This is a genomic window from Bacillus xiapuensis, assembly GCF_002797355.1.
Classification (GTDB): Bacteria; Bacillota; Bacilli; order Bacillales; family Domibacillaceae; genus Bacillus_CE; species Bacillus_CE xiapuensis.
Genome location: NZ_KZ454939.1, coordinates 1,724,893 through 1,742,810, shown reverse-complemented (window position 1 = coordinate 1,742,810; position 17,918 = coordinate 1,724,893). Strand labels below are relative to the sequence as shown.

The 17,918-nt window shown below is 45.4% G+C and carries 19 protein-coding genes; all 19 read left to right on the top strand.

All coding sequences use genetic code 11. The annotated features are described in order from the left end of the window. Positions 1-16 precede the first annotated feature (16 nt). The 19 genes from CEF20_RS08655 to CEF20_RS08565 all read left to right on the top strand — a co-directional run bounded on the left by CEF20_RS08655 (position 17) and on the right by CEF20_RS08565 (position 17,912). A complete protein-coding gene (locus CEF20_RS08655) occupies positions 17-1,069 on the top strand; it encodes an NAD(P)H-dependent glycerol-3-phosphate dehydrogenase (protein ID WP_100331429.1) in 1,053 nt (350 codons plus the stop codon). A 199-nt stretch (positions 1,070-1,268) separates the two neighbouring features. Continuing rightward, on the top strand, positions 1,269-1,472 hold the full coding sequence (locus CEF20_RS08650; RefSeq protein ID WP_100331428.1) for a DUF2768 domain-containing protein: 204 nt from the start codon (positions 1,269-1,271) through the stop codon (positions 1,470-1,472). 13 nt (positions 1,473-1,485) lie between these two features. Further along, the gene (locus CEF20_RS08645; protein WP_100331427.1) at positions 1,486-2,193 is read left to right on the top strand and encodes a hypothetical protein; all 708 of its coding nucleotides are present in this window, start codon (positions 1,486-1,488) and stop codon (positions 2,191-2,193) included. 398 nt (positions 2,194-2,591) lie between these two features. After that, on the top strand, positions 2,592-4,070 hold the full coding sequence (spoIVA, locus tag CEF20_RS08640; RefSeq protein ID WP_100331426.1) for a stage IV sporulation protein A: 1,479 nt from the start codon (positions 2,592-2,594) through the stop codon (positions 4,068-4,070). A 265-nt stretch (positions 4,071-4,335) separates the two neighbouring features. Then, positions 4,336-4,608: an HU family DNA-binding protein gene (locus tag CEF20_RS08635; RefSeq protein WP_100331425.1), complete on the top strand. Its 273-nt coding sequence runs from the start codon at positions 4,336-4,338 to the stop codon at positions 4,606-4,608. 460 nt (positions 4,609-5,068) lie between these two features. Next, complete coding sequence (folE, locus tag CEF20_RS08630) at positions 5,069-5,635, top strand: GTP cyclohydrolase I FolE (protein ID WP_100331424.1); 567 nt, start codon at positions 5,069-5,071, stop codon at positions 5,633-5,635. Positions 5,636-5,657: 22 nt separating this feature from the next. Continuing rightward, positions 5,658-5,888 (top strand): trp RNA-binding attenuation protein MtrB, encoded by a 231-nt coding sequence (gene mtrB / locus CEF20_RS08625; protein WP_100331423.1) that lies wholly within the window; start codon positions 5,658-5,660, stop codon positions 5,886-5,888. A 189-nt stretch (positions 5,889-6,077) separates the two neighbouring features. Beyond that, entirely contained in the window at positions 6,078-6,878 is an 801-nt protein-coding gene (locus tag CEF20_RS08620; protein WP_100331422.1) for a heptaprenyl diphosphate synthase component 1, read from the top strand. A 4-nt stretch (positions 6,879-6,882) separates the two neighbouring features. Next, the gene (locus CEF20_RS08615) at positions 6,883-7,590 is read left to right on the top strand and encodes a demethylmenaquinone methyltransferase (RefSeq protein ID WP_100331421.1); all 708 of its coding nucleotides are present in this window, start codon (positions 6,883-6,885) and stop codon (positions 7,588-7,590) included. Between the two features lie 17 nt (positions 7,591-7,607). Then, entirely contained in the window at positions 7,608-8,570 is a 963-nt protein-coding gene (gene hepT, locus CEF20_RS08610) for a heptaprenyl diphosphate synthase component II (protein WP_100331420.1), read from the top strand. 98 nt (positions 8,571-8,668) lie between these two features. Then, positions 8,669-9,115 carry a nucleoside-diphosphate kinase gene (gene ndk / locus CEF20_RS08605; protein WP_100331419.1) on the top strand — a complete coding sequence of 149 codons (447 nt, stop codon included), beginning with the start codon at positions 8,669-8,671 and terminating at the stop codon, positions 9,113-9,115. A gap of 152 nt (positions 9,116-9,267) precedes the next feature. Continuing rightward, positions 9,268-10,059, top strand: a complete 792-nt coding sequence (locus CEF20_RS08600) for a CheR family methyltransferase (RefSeq protein ID WP_100331418.1) — start codon at positions 9,268-9,270, stop codon at positions 10,057-10,059. A gap of 200 nt (positions 10,060-10,259) precedes the next feature. After that, positions 10,260-11,432 carry a chorismate synthase gene (aroC, locus tag CEF20_RS08595; protein WP_100331417.1) on the top strand — a complete coding sequence of 391 codons (1,173 nt, stop codon included), beginning with the start codon at positions 10,260-10,262 and terminating at the stop codon, positions 11,430-11,432. A gap of 2 nt (positions 11,433-11,434) precedes the next feature. Next, the gene (gene aroB / locus CEF20_RS08590) at positions 11,435-12,529 is read left to right on the top strand and encodes a 3-dehydroquinate synthase (RefSeq protein WP_100331416.1); all 1,095 of its coding nucleotides are present in this window, start codon (positions 11,435-11,437) and stop codon (positions 12,527-12,529) included. Further along, entirely contained in the window at positions 12,523-12,903 is a 381-nt protein-coding gene (gene aroH, locus CEF20_RS08585; RefSeq protein WP_100331415.1) for a chorismate mutase, read from the top strand. The genes aroB and aroH overlap by 7 nt, the downstream gene beginning before the upstream one ends. Before the next feature lie 27 nt (positions 12,904-12,930). Beyond that, complete coding sequence (gene hisC, locus CEF20_RS08580) at positions 12,931-14,028, top strand: histidinol-phosphate transaminase (protein ID WP_100331414.1); 1,098 nt, start codon at positions 12,931-12,933, stop codon at positions 14,026-14,028. 15 nt (positions 14,029-14,043) lie between these two features. After that, entirely contained in the window at positions 14,044-15,147 is a 1,104-nt protein-coding gene (locus CEF20_RS08575) for a prephenate dehydrogenase (protein ID WP_100331413.1), read from the top strand. Between the two features lie 14 nt (positions 15,148-15,161). After that, positions 15,162-16,448: a 3-phosphoshikimate 1-carboxyvinyltransferase gene (gene aroA, locus CEF20_RS08570; RefSeq protein WP_100331412.1), complete on the top strand. Its 1,287-nt coding sequence runs from the start codon at positions 15,162-15,164 to the stop codon at positions 16,446-16,448. A 201-nt stretch (positions 16,449-16,649) separates the two neighbouring features. Continuing rightward, on the top strand, positions 16,650-17,912 hold the full coding sequence (locus CEF20_RS08565) for a tetratricopeptide repeat protein (RefSeq protein WP_100331411.1): 1,263 nt from the start codon (positions 16,650-16,652) through the stop codon (positions 17,910-17,912). Positions 17,913-17,918 lie beyond the last annotated feature (6 nt).

The following is a 17,918-nucleotide window of genomic DNA, read 5'->3' as shown; positions in this document are numbered from 1 at the left end:
AAGCTGGTGAATAAACATGGAATTAAATAAAAAGGTTGCTGTAATCGGTGCTGGGAGCTGGGGAACGGCTCTAGCCATCGTATTGGCGGACAACGGCCATGAAGTTCGCCTATGGGCTCATAAGCGTGAGCGAATCAAAGAAATCAATGAATCTCATACGAACTCCCGATATTTGCCAAAAGTGCAGCTTCCCGACAATATCATTGGCTATGATTCCTTGGAGCGTGCTCTTGACGGGGTGGAAGTCATGATCTTAGCAGTACCGACGAAGGCAATTCGGGAAGTGCTTGGTTTCATTCGGGACGTGCGCAAAGATCCGCTCTTGATTGTTCATGTCAGTAAAGGAATTGAGCCGGATACACTGCTCCGCATTTCCGAAATGATTGAAGATGAGATGCCGCGGGAGCTTTATACTGATATTGTGGTGCTGTCCGGGCCGAGCCATGCGGAAGAAGTCAGTCTGCGCCACCCAACGACAGTCGCCGTATCTTCTAAAAATATGAAAGCGGCCGAGAAAATACAAGATCTTTTTATCAATCAGCATTTCCGTGTCTACACGAACGCCGATATAGTCGGTGTGGAAATTGGCGGAGCGCTAAAGAATATTATTGCGTTAGCGGCCGGAATATCGGATGGGCTAGGATATGGCGATAATGCTAAAGCGGCCTTGATTACTAGAGGGCTGGCGGAAATTGCCCGTTTAGGCACAAAAATGGGAGCGAATCCGCTCACTTTTTCAGGCTTAGCGGGTATTGGGGACTTGATTGTGACTTGTACAAGCGTTCATTCCCGCAATTGGCGAGCGGGACATATGCTCGGGCAGGGGCATAAGCTGGACGAAGTGCTGAAAAACATGGGAATGGTCGTGGAAGGTGTGCGCACGACAAGAGCGGCCTGTCAGCTATCTAGTAAATATCAAGCAGAAATGCCGATCACACAGGCGCTGCATGCCATTTTATTTAAAGAACAAGATCCGAAATCCGCAGTGGATGAATTAATGGCGCGCATGAAAACAAATGAAATGGAAGATTTAGTGAATGTTTACGAGGATCGTCAAAATCTGAAATGATCAAGGCGTTCGCCGAGTCAAAAGCAAACAAGCGGCCATATAATACCGGTGAGAAAGCCAGCATTTTCAGCATATGGCGGTCGATTTAGCTGAAGCGACGGAAAAGTGGCTTCAGCTTTTTTTGTATGCGCTCATCATCCCCAAACAGGCAGCTGTTATGATATAATCGTGTCGGATAAAGGAAAGGGGTTGTAAGAGGATGTCACCAGCCATGTTGAATATGTGGATTTCATTTGTCGGGATGGGGCTGATGATTCTAGCGGTCATTGCGATTTATTTAAGCCGTTATAAATGTAAACACAAATTTTTTAAAGCGATTACAGCTATATTTGCTTATGCTTGTATGATTACCGGCGGACTGATTATGATTTATATCGTATTTAGCGGTCCGAGCGGGACTTAGGAGGGAGCCGTTTATGAGAAAACGAATGATTGCCTTTATACTAATGATCTCTTCTGTTTTATTGAGCGGCTGCCTGTTTCCGGAAGACCAGCTTGCGCAAAATAAAGTCCCTTATGAGGAGCAGATTCAATCGGTTCAATCTGCTGTGAATCAATTTGCAAAGCAAAATGGCGGATTATTGCCGATTAAAAATAAAGACGCCGACACACCGCTTTACCAAAAGTATCCGATTGATTTCAAAAAGCTAGTGCCTCAATTTATGGCAGAACCGCCGGGGAACGCCTTTGAATCAGGCGGGATTTATCAATACGTTTTAATTGATGTCGAGAAAAAGCCGACCGTTAAATTAATCGATTTGCGCATGGCGGAGCAGATCAGAGAGATACATATGCGGATTCAGACACAAAAATATCCGCCTTATCAAGAGGAGATTGCTCAAAACGTTTATTCATTGGATTTCAAAAAGATCGGCTACGACGAAGATCCCTATGTGGTTAGTCCTTACACGAACCATAATTTGCCTATCGTTATTACTGGAGACGGAAACTTATTTGTAGATTACAGCAGTGACTTGTATGCCGCTCTTCAGAAAACGGGCACCAAGCCTGAGAAAGGGGACGATATTCGGCCGCTGCTTGCACAAGATTCCATGTTTGCCCCTGCTTTTTCCTTGCCGTATACAGTGGATAAGAATAATGAGCCCGTTTTTATGGCCAATTAATATGGAAATAAATAGAGATGTACCTTGAGTTCGCTCATGGCAGCTGTGTAAGAGATAACTGCTGAGAGGGACAAGTCAAGGGATCATCTCTTTTTTTGTCCCGCATGTATGCGGCCTTTATCGGCGATCTGAGCAATTAAGGCCCGATTCGTTCGAGCCTGTACGATGCAAAGGATAAAGGCGCTGCAACAGGGAGTTGAGAGGACCGACTTGCTCTTCTTTTCAACACAGTTCCTTCACTGATAAGCTTCCCTTATTTAAGATGCTTTCTGTGGTTCGCCTTCCGTTTCTTGTTTTCATAATTTCAGTCATATAAAAGCGGGACAACATCATACAATTTACTGTATGAACAAAGGAGCTAATAAAAGAAGCAAGGAATAAAGTTGGGAGGGAATCAATTGGAAAAATCAGATATCTTCAAAGATATAGCTGAACGGACGGGAGGAGATATTTATTTAGGCGTTGTTGGAGCGGTTCGTACGGGAAAATCCACCTTTATCAAAAAATTTATGGAGCAGCTTGTTCTTCCTAATATAGAAAACGAAGCAGAGCGCGCGCGGGCTGTAGATGAGCTTCCGCAAAGCGCTGCCGGTAAGACGATCATGACGACGGAGCCGAAATTCGTTCCTAATCAGGCGGTGTCGATTAATGTAGATGAAGGGCTTGAGGTGAATGTTCGGTTAGTGGACTGCGTAGGATATGTGATTCCAGATGCGAAAGGGTATGAGGATGAAAACGGTCCTAGAATGATTCACACACCGTGGTTCGAGGAGCCGATACCTTTTCATGAAGCAGCAGAAATCGGCACGCGCAAAGTCATTCAAGAGCATTCTACGATAGGCGTGGTGATCACAACAGACGGCACGGTCGGGGAAATTCCGCGCGAGAATTATTTAGATGCAGAAGAGCGGATTATTGCGGAATTAAAAGAGGTTGGCAAGCCGTTTATTATGATTGTGAACTCAGCAAGACCTTTTCATCCGGATACGGACGGTCTGCGTGACAGTCTGATTGAAAAGTATGACATCCCCGTCCTCGCCATGTCAGTAGAAAGCATGCGGGAAAGCGATATTTTAAATGTTCTTAGAGAAGCATTGTTCGAATTTCCAGTACATGAAGTCAATGTCAATTTGCCGGGGTGGGTAATGGTTTTGGAAGAAAATCATTGGCTGAGAGGCCATTATCAGGAAGCTATTAAAGAGACGGTTCAAGATATTAAGCGGCTTCGGGATGTCGATCGGGTTGTCCAATTATTCAATGACTATGAATTTATCGAAAATGCTGGGTTAGCTGGAATGGATATGGGGCAGGGCATTGCTGAAATTGATTTGTTTGCGCCTAATGATCTTTACGATCAAGTGCTGAAGGAAGTCGTCGGTGTTGATATTCGCGGCAAGGATCATTTGCTGGAGATTATGCAGGAATTTGCCAATGCCAAAAGAGAATATGATCAAGTTTCCGATGCATTAAGAATGGTGAAGCAGACCGGATACGGCGTGGCTGCTCCGTCGCTTGCAGATATGAGCCTAGATGAACCGGAAATCATTCGTCAGGGATCCCGGTTTGGGGTGCGCTTAAAGGCAGTAGCACCGTCGATTCATATGATTAAAGTGGATGTGGAATCCGAATTTGCGCCGATTATCGGCACAGAGAAACAAAGTGAGGAATTAGTTCGCTATTTAATGCAGGATTTTGAGGATGATCCGCTGTCTATCTGGAATTCTGATATTTTTGGCCGCAACTTAAGCTCCATTGTCAGGGAAGGGATTCAAGGAAAGCTCTCCTTAATGCCGGAAAACGCCAGGTATAAATTAAAAGAAACGCTCGAACGAATTATTAATGAAGGCTCAGGCGGAATGATTGCCATTATTTTATAACAGGCAATAACTCAGACTCTCTCTAGTGAGGAGGGTCTTTTTTATTTTGTTGCGGTTTGATAGAAAGAATGGATTTCTTAAGTGATTCTGCTTGATATGGCATTTCTTATGTGATAATCTTTTAACAGAATTAACGTAAAACGTTGATTCCACAGCTTTTTTTCGTTTTTATATGTATATAAAATGGGAAAATAGCTCACTAATGAAAGTAATGGAATAGGATACAAAACTTTCGTTGACAGCCCCTTGGGAGGAGGTGAATGGCATGAACAAAACAGATTTAATTAATCAAGTTGCAGAAGCAGCTGAACTGTCCAAAAAAGATGCTACTAAAGCGGTTGAAGCCGTCTTTGATGCCATCCAGAACACGTTAGCAAATGGCGATAAAGTTCAATTAATCGGTTTCGGGAACTTTGAAGTACGCGAACGTGCTGCCCGTAAAGGACGCAATCCTCAAACAGGAGCCGAAATTGAAATTGCAGCCAGCAAAGTACCGGCGTTTAAACCGGGGAAAGCTTTGAAGGATGCAGTGAAATAATTACATAGCCAAACGGCTACAAGAAGACCTCGCGCAGGTCTCCTTTTAGGGTGTAGATCAAGTCCGGAATGGGCTTGATCTGCACCCTTTTTAAGTAGATTCGAACAGAATTCATCCCGCTTTCTCTGCCAAGCGTGCAGCCACGGCGGAGATCCGGCGGGAGCAATTACTGAGTCAGATGGGCTAGAATGTTTGAGCGGGTTTGTCAACCGCCTGCAAGACGGACGGAAAGCAAGTCTTCTTTTACAGGCTCTCTCAGTGCTTGACAGTCAGAAAGCTAGGGAGAATCAGTCCTGCTTGAGCTGCTTTTAGGCGGCATTCATTCGCATCCTCCGGAAAAATGGTTTCGCATTTCTTGAGAGAATGCTTCTCTTTGCTCCTTTCTTTTGATATGCTATTATTTATATGGTAATGGTGACTTTTTGCTTAATTTTATGATTGATGGAGAGGATTGAACAAAATGGCTGATGTAAATCGCGCTCAGATAGAAGAAGCAGTTCGCTTAATATTAGAAGCGGTTGGAGAAGATCCAACCCGTGAAGGACTTTTAGATACACCTAAACGGGTGGCCAAGATGTACGAAGAGGTTTTTTCAGGATTAAATAAAGATCCGAAAGAGTATTTTGAAACCATTTTCGGCGAGAATTATGAAGAGCTTGTATTGGTCAAAGACATTCCGTTTTATTCTATGTGTGAGCATCATCTTGTTCCTTTTTTCGGGCATGCGCATGTGGCCTATCTTCCGAAGGGCGGAAAGGTAACGGGCTTGAGTAAATTGGCAAGAGCCGTTGAAACCGTGGCCAGACGTCCGCAGCTTCAAGAGCGGATTACGGCTGAAGTAGCGGATTCCATCATGGAAACATTGCAGCCCCATGGAGTAATGGTAATCGTCGAGGCGGAGCATATGTGCATGGCGATGCGAGGCGTTAAAAAGCCCGGATCCAAAACGGTTACAACTGCGGCAAGAGGCAAGTATGCAGAAGACGTTCATTTGCGTTCTGAACTCTTAAATTTAATTAAAGGCTGAAGCGGGAAAGGCAGTGAATTTGATGAAAAGCAATCAAGCCGACTATATAGTAATTCGGGCGCTTGAGGATGGGGTCAATGTCATCGGATTAACGAGGGGATCCGATACGCGTTTTCACCATTCTGAAAAGCTTGACGAAGGAGAAGTGATGATCGCTCAGTTTACTGAGCATACATCGGCTGTTAAAGTCCGCGGAAAAGCGAAGATTATGACAAGCTTTGGGCAGACGGAAAGCGGGAACTCGAACGAATAATGAAGTCAACATGCTGTTTTTCTTACAGAAAAGCAGCTTATTTATTGTTCAGGCGATTTCCTGCATTTATTCGTATTTATCGACTAAATATGATATAATGTTGTTTGTTTTATAATGATAGTAACTAATTAAAATAATACATACATGATGTAAGCAATAAAAAGAAAAAGGGATTAAGGGGTATGGACGATGAATGAATGGCTTAAGCAACATACAGCAATTAAACAAGAAATACAGCAAAAGCTTTCGCATTCGTATTTGCGAAAGTTTATTGATAAGCCGGAAGTGGACGACACTCGTCTGAAGTTACTGATGTCTCCATTTCGTTTAGAACAGCTGGCTGCTGAGGAAATAAGAAAATACATTACAACAGCCATGTTAATTCAGATCGCCCTTGATACCCACGACAAAGTGACAGCTTCTTCAGAAAATATAGTGAAAAAACAGCAGCTGACCGTTTTGGCCGGGGATTACTTCAGCGGTTTATATTATCAGATTCTCGCAGATTTGAAGGACATCCGCATGATCCGCTTACTCGCTGATGCTGTAAAAAGCATTAACGAAAATAAGGTCGTTTTGTACCAGAAAGAGCATCTTTCAGTAGACGATCTCATGGACAGCGTCTACAAAATTGAAAGTGATATTGTGGAAAGATTCTACTCCTTTTTTGGCTTCCAGTCCCTTTTTGAGACGGCCTCCCACTTCCTGTTTGTGAAAAGATTGCTCAGAGAAAAGCGGCTCGTTCGATTAGGAGAAACAGCGATGATCGCCGATTCCATACGAAATTTATTGTTCTCTCATGTGAAAGGGCAACTGAATCGGGATCAGGAGCAATCCCTGGTTCGTACTTTGGATGAATACATAGCCCAAGCCGGGCAGACGGCGAATTCTGCCGTAAAGAGAGAGCAGGGAAACGAACAGATTACGCGGATGCATGAGATGCTATCAGGCGAGCTTTTGAATATTAAAACACTAGCGGAAGAAGGGTAAGAGAATGCCACAATCAAAAGAAGAAAGAGTTCATGCTGTCTTCGAGAACATCTCCGCGAAATATGACCGCATGAATTCCGTCATCAGCTTTCAGCAGCATAAGCGCTGGAGAAAAACAACAATGGAGATCATGGCCGTTTCCGAAGGAGCAAAGGTGCTGGATGTTTGCTGCGGAACGGGGGATTGGACCCTTGCCCTTGCAAAAGCAGTCGGTCCAAAGGGAAAAGTTATCGGATTGGATTTCAGCCAAAACATGCTGAATGTGGGAATAGACAAAGTCAAAAAAGCCGGGCTCTCCTATGTGGATATGATTCAAGGGAATGCCATGGAACTTCCTTTTGAAGACAATACATTTGATTACGTTACGATTGGTTTTGGATTGCGGAATGTCCCTGATTATATGCAGGTATTAAAGGAGATGCACCGTGTCCTTAAGCCGGGAGGAATGGCGGTGTGCCTGGAAACATCACAGCCGACGATGCCCGGTTTCCGGGAAATGTATTTTATGTATTTCCGGTATATGATGCCATTATTCGGAAAGGTCTTTGCTAAGAGCTATAAAGAATATTCCTGGCTTCAAGAATCCGCGAGGGAATTTCCGGGGATGAAGGAACTGGCCGATATGTTTGGAAAAGCAGGATTTGCCGATGTCACTTTTCAATCGCATACGGGCGGTGTGGCAGCAACCCATTTCGGTTTTAAACAAAAGTAAATAAGCTGGGTGAAAACATGAAGTTAAAAATGCTATATTCGTTTTTAAAGGCGGACATTGATTTAATTGAAAAAGAGCTGGAGAAGGCGGTTTTTTCCTCGTCTCCTTCCTTGCGAGATGCCTCTTTACATTTGCTGCAAGCGGGCGGAAAACGCATTCGCCCGGTTTTTGTTTTGCTTGCAGCTAAATTTGGCGATTATAATATTGAGCGAATCAAAAATGCAGCCGTAGCTTTAGAATTGATCCATATGGCTTCGCTTGTTCATGACGATGTCATTGACAATGCCGAACTAAGAAGAGGGAGACCGACGGTTAAATCAGAATGGGACAACAGGGTAGCGATGTATACAGGCGATTATATGTTTGCGCGGTCGCTGGAATATATGACATGCATCGACAATATTGAAGCTCACCGCATTTTATCTAAGACGATGGTCGAGGTATGTATAGGAGAGATTGTACAAATTAAAGACAAGTATCATTATGAGCAAAATTTGCGTGATTACTTGCGGAGAATTAAGAGGAAAACGGCGATATTAATCGCGGCCAGCTGCCAAATAGGGGCTATTTCCGCCGGCGTTCCGGAAGCTGTTCATCAAAAGCTCTATCAATTTGGCTATAATGTCGGCATGGCGTTTCAAATCACCGATGATATTCTCGACTTCACAGCGACTGAAAAAGAGCTTGGCAAGCCGGCAGGAAGCGATCTGCTGCAAGGAAACATTACACTTCCCGTGCTTTATGCATTGCAAGAAGACGAATTAAAGCAGCGGATTACTCGAGTAAATGAACAGACGACTAAGGAAGAAATGAGTGAAATCATCAAGCTGCTAAAAAAGAGCGATGCGATCGCCCAAGCTCATGCGTTAAGTCAGCGGTATTTAAACCGGGCGCTGACCATCCTGAAAGACCTGCCCGCCAGCCGCAGCAAAAAATCATTGCGTGATATTGCTGAATTTATTGGCAAACGGAAATATTAGATTTTTCTCTGATAAAGTTGTCAAGCTAGAAAAACAATGATACCCTTTTGAAGGGTTGTTATTTTTTAAAAAATGTACATAATGTAGGAGTGAATTATATGGAAAGAACTTATTTAATGGTTAAGCCAGATGGCGTGCAAAGAGGACTGATTGGGGACATCGTAGCCCGTTTCGAGAAAAAAGGCTTCCAATTGGTCGGCGCGAAGCTAATGAACGTTTCTAAGGAAACTGCTGAGAAGCATTACGCGGAACATAAAGAGCGTCCGTTCTTTGGGGAACTGGTGGACTTTATTACCTCAAGCCCTGTGTTTGCTATGGTATGGGAAGGGGAAAATGTCATCGCGACCGCCCGCCAAATGATGGGTGCAACGAATCCTAAAGATGCGGCACCTGGGACCATTCGCGGGGACTTCGGCGTTACAGTCGGCAAAAATATCATCCACGGTTCTGATTCTCCGGAAAGCGCTGAAAGAGAAATTGCTATCTTCTTCAAGCAAGAAGAATTAGTATCTTACAGCAAGCAAGTGAACAACTGGATTTATTAATAAAGATCAGCCGCTGCCTGACTAGCAGCGGTATTTTTTTTATTTTGACAAAATTGTCCTATTTTTCTTTTCATTCTTTCGCTATAATATGTCTAAAGAACTACAATAGATCATTCATTAATGAAAGCATGAGATGTGAGAGGGTGGAGTGAATGAGCGGCTACGCAGATTTTGTTGGGCGAATTAAGAAGAAAACGGGGATTGATCTCAGTCAGTATAAAGAAGCCCAAATGAAGAGACGGTTAAAATCGTTATACGAAAAGCGCGGGTTCCAATCGTTTAGTGAGTTTTACGACGGAATTAATAAAGATACCAACTTAATGAACGAGTTTTTAGACCGGCTGACGATTAATGTATCAGAATTCTACCGCAACCGAAAGCGGTGGGAAGTGCTGGAGAAGAAGATCTTTCCGCGCTTATTGAAGGAAAACAAGCGGCTTAAAATATGGAGCGCCGCTTGCTCGACGGGAGAGGAGCCTTATACCATCGCGATGGTGCTCTCCCATTTTTTACCGCTGTCTCAAATTTCGATCATGGCGACGGATATTGACGGAAATGCGATCTACAAAGCCAAAAGAGGGGTATACTCCGAGCGTTCCCTTGCCGAGGTACCGGACGAGATGAAAAGTAAGTTTTTCTCAAGGGAAGGAGATTACTTTAAAGTCACCGAAGAAATTAAAAGAACGGTAACCTTTAAAAAACAAAACTTATTGTCGGATTCTTTTGACACGAATTTTGATTTGATTATTTGCCGGAATGTGATGATTTATTTCACAGAGGAAGCGAAAGATCAGCTGTATCATAAGTTTAACAGCGCGCTTAAACCGGGAGGCGTCTTCTTCGTGGGGAGCACGGAACAGATTTTCAATCCCGGCGAATACGGATTTGAAATAGAGGACACTTTTTTTTACCGCAAAGCCGTCAAAAAAGCCAGCGTATTATAAGTGAAGGGGAGAGGGAGGTCACAGCAGCTGATGACCTTCCTTTTATATACTCCGCAGTTTTGGGAAATTTCCATGAATTTCGACACTTGCTCTTGAAATTGTGGTAAAATTCACAAAAAGTAAAATGCATGTGCCAAGTACATAAAAATGTGTTATTATGTTACATAACCGCTTTAACGAGTTGAAGGGAGAAAGTGAGAATGAGATATTTAACGGCAGGAGAATCACATGGACCGCAATTAACCGCGATTATTGAAGGGCTGCCTGCGGGAATGCCGCTTGTGGCAGAGGATATAAACGCCGAGCTGAGCCGGCGCCAAAAAGGATATGGCCGCGGCCGGCGTATGCAAATTGAAAAGGATCAAGTGCAAATCAAAAGTGGAGTCCGCCACGGGTATACATTAGGTTCTCCGGTATCTTTAACAGTTGAAAATAAAGATTGGAAGCATTGGACGAAAATAATGGGCATCGAACCGCTCGCGGGTGGCGAAGCGGAAGAAGTGAAGCGGCAGATTACTCGCCCGCGCCCCGGCCACGCCGATTTAAACGGCGGTATTAAATACGGTCACCGGGACATGCGAAATGTGCTGGAGCGCTCATCTGCCCGTGAAACAACCGTTCGGGTTGCGGCTGGAGCCGTAGCAAAAAAATTGCTTCGTCTTTTAGATATCCACGTTGCTTCGCATGTAGTGGAAATAGGAGGAATTCGGTCAGAGAAAGGGTCTTTCGACACCATTACCGAACTGCAGGAACGCAGTGAAAATTCTCCCGTCCGCTGCCTGGACAAGGAAGCGGAGACCAAAATGATGAAGGCGATTGATGACGCAAAAGCAAATGGTGATTCCATTGGCGGCATAGTCGAAGTGATCGTGGAAGGGATGCCGGCGGGGATTGGCAGCTACGTTCACTATGATAAAAAGCTGGATGCCAAAATTGCTGCCGCTATCGTAAGCATAAATGCTTTCAAAGGTGTGGAATTTGGGATTGGATTCGAAGCAGCCGAAAAATTCGGCAGTGAAGTGCACGATGAGATCGCTTGGGAAAAAGAAAAGGGATATTACCGCAAAACGAATCGACTCGGCGGCTTCGAAGGAGGCATGACGAACGGGATGCCGATTGTGGTCCGCGGGGTGATGAAGCCGATACCGACTCTGTATAAGCCGCTGGAGAGTGTGGATGTTGATACGAAAGAAACATTTACAGCTAGCATCGAACGCTCGGACAGCTGTGCCGTGCCGGCCGCCGCTGTCGTAGCGGAAGCCGCAGTTGCTTGGGAGCTGGCCTCCGCGATCGTCAGCCAGTTTTATAGCGACCGGATGGATGCTCTCGTTGCATCGGTTAAAGAATTCAAGCAATATGCAAAGGAGTTTTAATCATGCGCAAGCTGATGATTCATACTTCGAATACATCTTATCCGGTCTATGTCGGTGCTAAAGCGCTGCAGGAATTGAAAGGATTATTTGATGGCCCTTTAAAAGAGACAACAAAGCTATTCGTCATAGCCGATGAGCATGTGGCTCACTTGCACGGAAAGGCTTTAAAACGAGCTTTGCCGGCAACGGTTCCTTTTGAATGGCTGTCTGTCCCTCAAGGAGAATCGGCCAAAACCTTTGACTGCTACAAACAATGCTTAACTTACGCCCTTGAAAAGGGACTTGACCGAAAATCCTGCATTCTTGCTTTTGGCGGGGGAGCAGCGGGAGATTTGGCCGGCTATGTCGCAGCCAGCTTTATGAGAGGGATTCGTTTCGTGCAAATTCCAACGACTATTTTGGCGCATGACAGCGCGGTGGGCGGAAAAGTCGCCATTAATCATCCGCTAGGCAAGAATATGATCGGTCACTTCCATCAGCCCGAAGCTGTCGTATATGATACACGTTTTTTAGAGACTTTGCCTGAACAGGAAGTCCGCTCAGGGTTCGCTGAAGTCATTAAACATGCGCTGATCGCCGACCCATCATTCTTGCGGGAACTGATGGAAAAAATAACCGATTTTAAGCAAATGAACAAGGGGTTTTTAGCATATTGTCTGGAAAAGGGGATTGAAATCAAAGGCAAGGTGGTCAAAGAGGATGAGAGGGAGCAGGGAGTGCGCGCGTTTTTGAATTTTGGCCATACATACGGCCATGCTCTTGAAGCCAAGATAGGCTACGGCCATGTCACGCATGGCGAGGCTGTTGCTGCCGGGATGTTTTTTGCTTTGGCAGCCAGCCGCATGAAGCAGCATCTGGACTTTGATCTGGAGAGGTTTTGCCGCTGGATAACCGGGCTTGGTTATCGCTTAGATCTCAATAATGGCCATTCGTTTGAAGAGCTCTATGAGCTGATGAAACGCGATAAAAAAACGATCGGCCGCACGATCCGCTTTGTTTTGCTGCAGGCGGTTGGCCAGCCCGTAATCTGTGAAATGAATAAAAGCGAATTGCAGGAAGTGGACCAATTCGTCAGGAGGGAGGCAGCGAAATGGTGAGAGGAATTCGGGGAGCCATTACTGTGGAAAGAAATGAAGAAGACGCGATTGTCCTGGCAGCAGAAAAGCTATTGCGTGAAATGATCCGGTTAAATCAAGTTGCACCTGAAAATGTTTGCTCCGTGTTCATATCCGTAACAGATGATCTGAATGCGGCTTTTCCGGCGAAGGCGCTAAGGCGGTTCGATGGCTGGGATTATGTGCCGGTAATGTGTATGAATGAGGTGCCGGTACCCGGCAGTTTACAAAAGTGCATTCGAGTGATGTTGCATGTAAATACGGAAGCACTGCAAACAGACATTCAGCATATCTATCTCGAAAAGGCGGTTTGCCTTCGCCCTGATCTGCATAAGCAAGACCATTCAGTCCGTTGAAAATAGATAAGCAATGGAGGAAAAAACATGAAATGGAAAAATCAAATTATCAATTTAAAAGCCTACCAGCCCGGCCGTTCCATTGAGCAGGTGAGAAAGCAATACGGCCTGGACCGCGTCGTTAAGCTGGCTTCCAATGAAAATCCTTTTGGCTCATCTCCAAAAGTGAAAGAATACATTCAATCCTATGCGGAATCCTTTGCCATTTATCCGGACGGGTATATAACTGGATTGCGCTCCGCATTAAGCAAAAAGCTTGGCATACAGGAACAGCAGCTGATCTTTGGCAATGGATCAGATGAAATTCTGCAAATCGTTTCGCGGGCTTTGCTTGAGCCGGGCAAAAATACAGTGATGGCTTACCCGACGTTTTCGCAATATCGCCACAATGCAATCGTAGATGGGGCGGAAGTAAGGGAGGTTCCGCTGGTTGACGGAGCGCATGATTTGAATGCTATGCTGGCGGCGATCGATGAGCAAACGGCCGTTGTCTGGCTCTGCAGCATTAACAATCCTACCGGTGTTCATTTAACAAAGGCGCAAGTTGTCCGTTTTCTGGATCAGGTGCCGAAGGACGTGTTAGTCGTATTGGATGAAGCGTATTACGAATATGTCGTGGCAGACGATTATTATGACGCTCTTGAGATCATTCAAACCTATCCGAATGTATTAGTCACAAGAACATTTTCAAAGGCTTATGGGCTGGCTAACTTTCGGGTAGGCTACGGCTTTGCATCCGATGCGGTTATTCAATTGCTGGAGCCGGTCCGCGAACCGTTTAACGTCAATAAATTGGCGCAAGGAGCCGCTGCCGCCGCGCTGGCTGATCAAGAATTCATTAGCGTATGCCGTAAAGAAAATCGAAAAGGGCTGGAGCAATACTACCGTTTTTGCCAAGAGGAAGGCTTGTTCTACTATCCTTCACAGGGGAATTTTATATTAATTGATTTTCAGTGCGATGCCGATGAAGTATTTGAATACTTAATGGGAAAAGGATTTATTGTCCGCTCAGGAAAAGCGCTTGGTTTTCCGACGTTTGTGAGGGTAACTGTCGGATCTGCAGAAGAAAATACCGGCATCATGGCAGCGATGAAAAGCTTTCTAGCTGACAGAGCTGTTAAGTAGCAGGTGGGAGACAAGATGAGAGGAAAGGTTTTTATTGCCGGTTTGGGGCTGATTGGCGGTTCCTTGGCCAAAAATATTAAAAAGTCCCATCCGCAAGCTGAAGTGATTGGATATGATATTCGCGATTCAGAATTGCGCCTGGCTGAAGCGCTGGGTGTCATTGACAGAAGAGCGGAATCATTCAAAGACGGAGCGGAGCAAGCGGACTTAATTATACTCGCTGTTCCCGTTGTGCAAACGGAAGCAATGATTGAACAGCTGGCTCATTTGCAGTTGAAAAAAGATGTGGTCATCACGGACACAGGAAGCACGAAAAAAAAGATTATGGATTGCGCCCGCCAGTTAACAGCGAAAGGCATATCGTTTATTGGCGGGCACCCGATGGCCGGGTCGCATAAAAGCGGCGTTGCCGCTGCAAAAGAACTATTATTCGAAAACGCCTTTTACTTACTGACCCCTGCTGCTTCAGCGGATGAAAAACCATTGGCCGTTTTGAAAAAGTGGCTGGAAGGTACGAAAGCCAAGATTATTGAATTGCCGGCAGAAGATCATGATGAATTAACCGGGGTCATCAGTCACTTTCCCCATGTGATTGCCGCTTCTCTTGTTCATCAGGCGGAGCGCTATAATCAGCAGAACTCATTGGTCTCACGGCTGGCAGCCGGCGGCTTTAGGGATATCACGCGCATAGCCTCCTCCAACCCGGAAATGTGGAGAGATATTTCTTTGCATAATAAAGAGGTGCTGCTTGAACTATTGCAGCATTGGAAAGAGGAGATGGAGCAGGTAATCAACCTTCTGGAAAAAGAAAGCGGTCCCCGTTTATATGACTATTTTAATCGGGCAAAGGCTTTCCGAGATCAATTGCCGGCAAAATCAATGGGAGCGATTCCCGCCTTCTACGATTTGTATGTAGATGTGCCTGATTATCCAGGGATTATTTCAGAAGTGACGGCTTATTTGGCGAATGAGAGGATCAGTATTACCAATATCCGCATTATGGAGACGCGTGAGGATGTGTATGGCGTGCTGGTCATCAGCTTTCAAAGTGAGAAGGATCGCTCACGAGCCAAAAGCTGTTTAGAAAAGAGAACCAACTACGATTTGTTTTTAGCTTGAGAGTGGGGTGCGCAATGAAGCAGATTGAATTAAATTTAAAACAGCCCGCCTTAAAGGGAACAATTGAAGTGCCGGGAGATAAGTCGATTTCACACCGGTCGGTCATGTTCGGAGCACTGGCGGCAGGCAAAACGACTATTCGCCATTTTTTAAAAGGAGAAGATTGCTTAAGCACAATTGATTGTTTTCGCAAGCTGGGTGTGGAAATAGAAGAAACGCAGGATGAGATCATTGTCCATGGCAAGGGCTGGGACGGACTGGTTGAGCCGCAGGAGATTTTGGATGCCGGCAACTCTGGAACGACCACGAGATTGCTGCTGGGCATTTTAGCTGGGCGTCCGTTCCATTCCGTTTTAGTGGGGGATGAATCCATTGCTAAACGGCCGATGGACCGCGTAGTCATTCCGTTGTCACAAATGGGAGCGCGTATTGCCGGTCGCGAGAATGGCCGCTTCACACCTCTCGCGGTTCAAGGTGCGCCGCTTGCAGGCATTCACTATGAATTGCCGGTGGCGAGCGCTCAAGTCAAATCAGCTCTGCTGTTTGCGGGACTTCAGGCAGAGGGAGAAACGCGCATTACCGAGCCTGTTCCGACGCGGGATCATACGGAGAAAATGATTCAGCAGTTTGGAGGCGAGGTGAAGCGAGAGGGACGGACAATTGTAGTTGCAGGCGGACAACCATTGAAGGGCACAGAAGTATATGTGCCGGGAGATATTTCTTCCGCTGCTTTCTTTCTCGTTGCCGGCGCCATTACTGCGGATAGCGAAGTGGAGCTGGTGAATGTCGGGCTGAATCCGACGAGAACGGGAATTATAGAGGTGCTGACGGCCATGGGAGCTGATGTGATAGTCAAGCCGCATGAAACCGCTGGTGAAGGAATGGGCACAGTGCGGATCCGCAGTTCCAAGCTGCGGGGAATCGAAATCGGCGGAGATTTAATCCCGCGGTTAATCGATGAAATTCCGATTATTGCTTTGCTGGCTACACAGGCTGATGGAAAGACGGTCATTAAAGATGCGGAAGAGTTAAAAGTAAAAGAAACGAATCGGATCGATACGGTCGTCAACGAGCTGAAAAAATTGGGAGCCAAAATTGAAGCGACCGAGGACGGCATGATTATTCACGGGAAAACGCCGCTGACTGGAGGGCGTGTATCCTCTTATGGAGATCACCGCATCGGCATGATGCTGGCTGTTGCAGCTGCGATCGCCTCAGAACCGGTGATCATAGACAACATTGAGGCCATTGCTGTTTCTTATCCGGAATTTTTCTGCGATTTAGAGCGGTTGATCCAATAATGGTTTAAGGAGCTGGTCGTTTCTCAGCTCCTTTTCCTATTGAAGAAGGAAATTGAATGAAAGTGGAGAATGTATGTAACAGAGAACGGCAAAAAAGTTGCTGACAGGGCCATCTTTCATTATGATAACAGTATCAGAACAAATGCTGGCCGGTCTTGTTTTGCAGGGCAGCAGGCTGTTTGAAAGAAAGGGATCGAAAATATGTCTTATGCACAACAAATGCTTGATTGTTTAAAGCAGGGGGCCGATCAGCAGGCGATGGCTTTATTTCAAAAAGTTCAATCATTCTCAACGGATGAAGAGAAGTTTTTCTTGGCCGAGGAGCTGTATCACTTAGGCTTTTTAGCTGAAACTCACGAACTATATAAAGGGTTATCAGAAAAATATCCCGGCGAAGGGGAATTGCGCGTTTTATTAGCCGAAGTGCTGGTGGAGATGAACAAGGAAGAGGAGGCGATGCTTCAGCTGGATCAATTGGACGAATCGAATGAATTCTACCCGAGAGCATTATTGCTTCTAGCCGATCTGTATCAAATGCAGGGATTATATGAAGTGAGTGAACAAAAGCTGCTTGCTGCCCGCCGTTTGCTGCCGGACGAACCGGTTATTCAATTTGCGTTAGCTGAATTGTATTTGGAGCAAGGGAAGTTTCTTGAAGCGATTCGTTATTATCGTGAATTGATCGCGGCAGGGCATAAAGAAATAGCTGGAGTTTTCATTCATCAGCGGCTGGCGGAAGGGCTGAGCGCCGGGGGAGCCTTCGAAGAAAGTCTGGAGCATTACGACCAAGCGCTGAAAGAAAAGCTTGAGATCAACACTTTATTCGGTTATGCTTTTACAGCTTTTCAAGCAGGATACAACCGAACAGCCATTGAAAAATTCAATGAATTGAAAGCGTTGGATCCTGATTATCATTCCATTTACTTGTATCTGGCAAAAGCGTATGAGCGTGAAGAAGAGGCCAAAGAGGGGCTTGAGGCGGCCCAGGAGGGAATTCGTCACGATGAATTTCATAAGGAGCTTTATTTCATCGCCGGAAAATTATGCTTAAAGCTGTCTAAAGAGAAAGAGGCGGAAGGTTATTTTCGGGAAGCGCTGGCGCTTGACCCTGAATATTCTGAGGCCGGACTGACGCTGAACAAGTTGCTGCTGCATCAGGAGCGGTATGAAGATGTGCTTGAGATTGCGCTGGCGGCTAGAAAAGATGGCGATTCCGATCCGCAGTTTATCTGGGACCAAGCGAAAGCATATAATGGAATGGAAGAATACAGCCAGGCATTAAAAGCTTACCAAGAAGCATATAATTTCTTTAACGGCAATCATACATTTCTCGAAGAATACGGCTATTTCTTAATGGAAGAAGGCCGGCGAAAAGAGGCGTCTGAGATTTTTACAAAGTTGTTAAAAGGCGACCCGGCCAATGAAGAGTGGATCGCATTAGTTGAACGGCTGAAGGATGATTAATAGGCA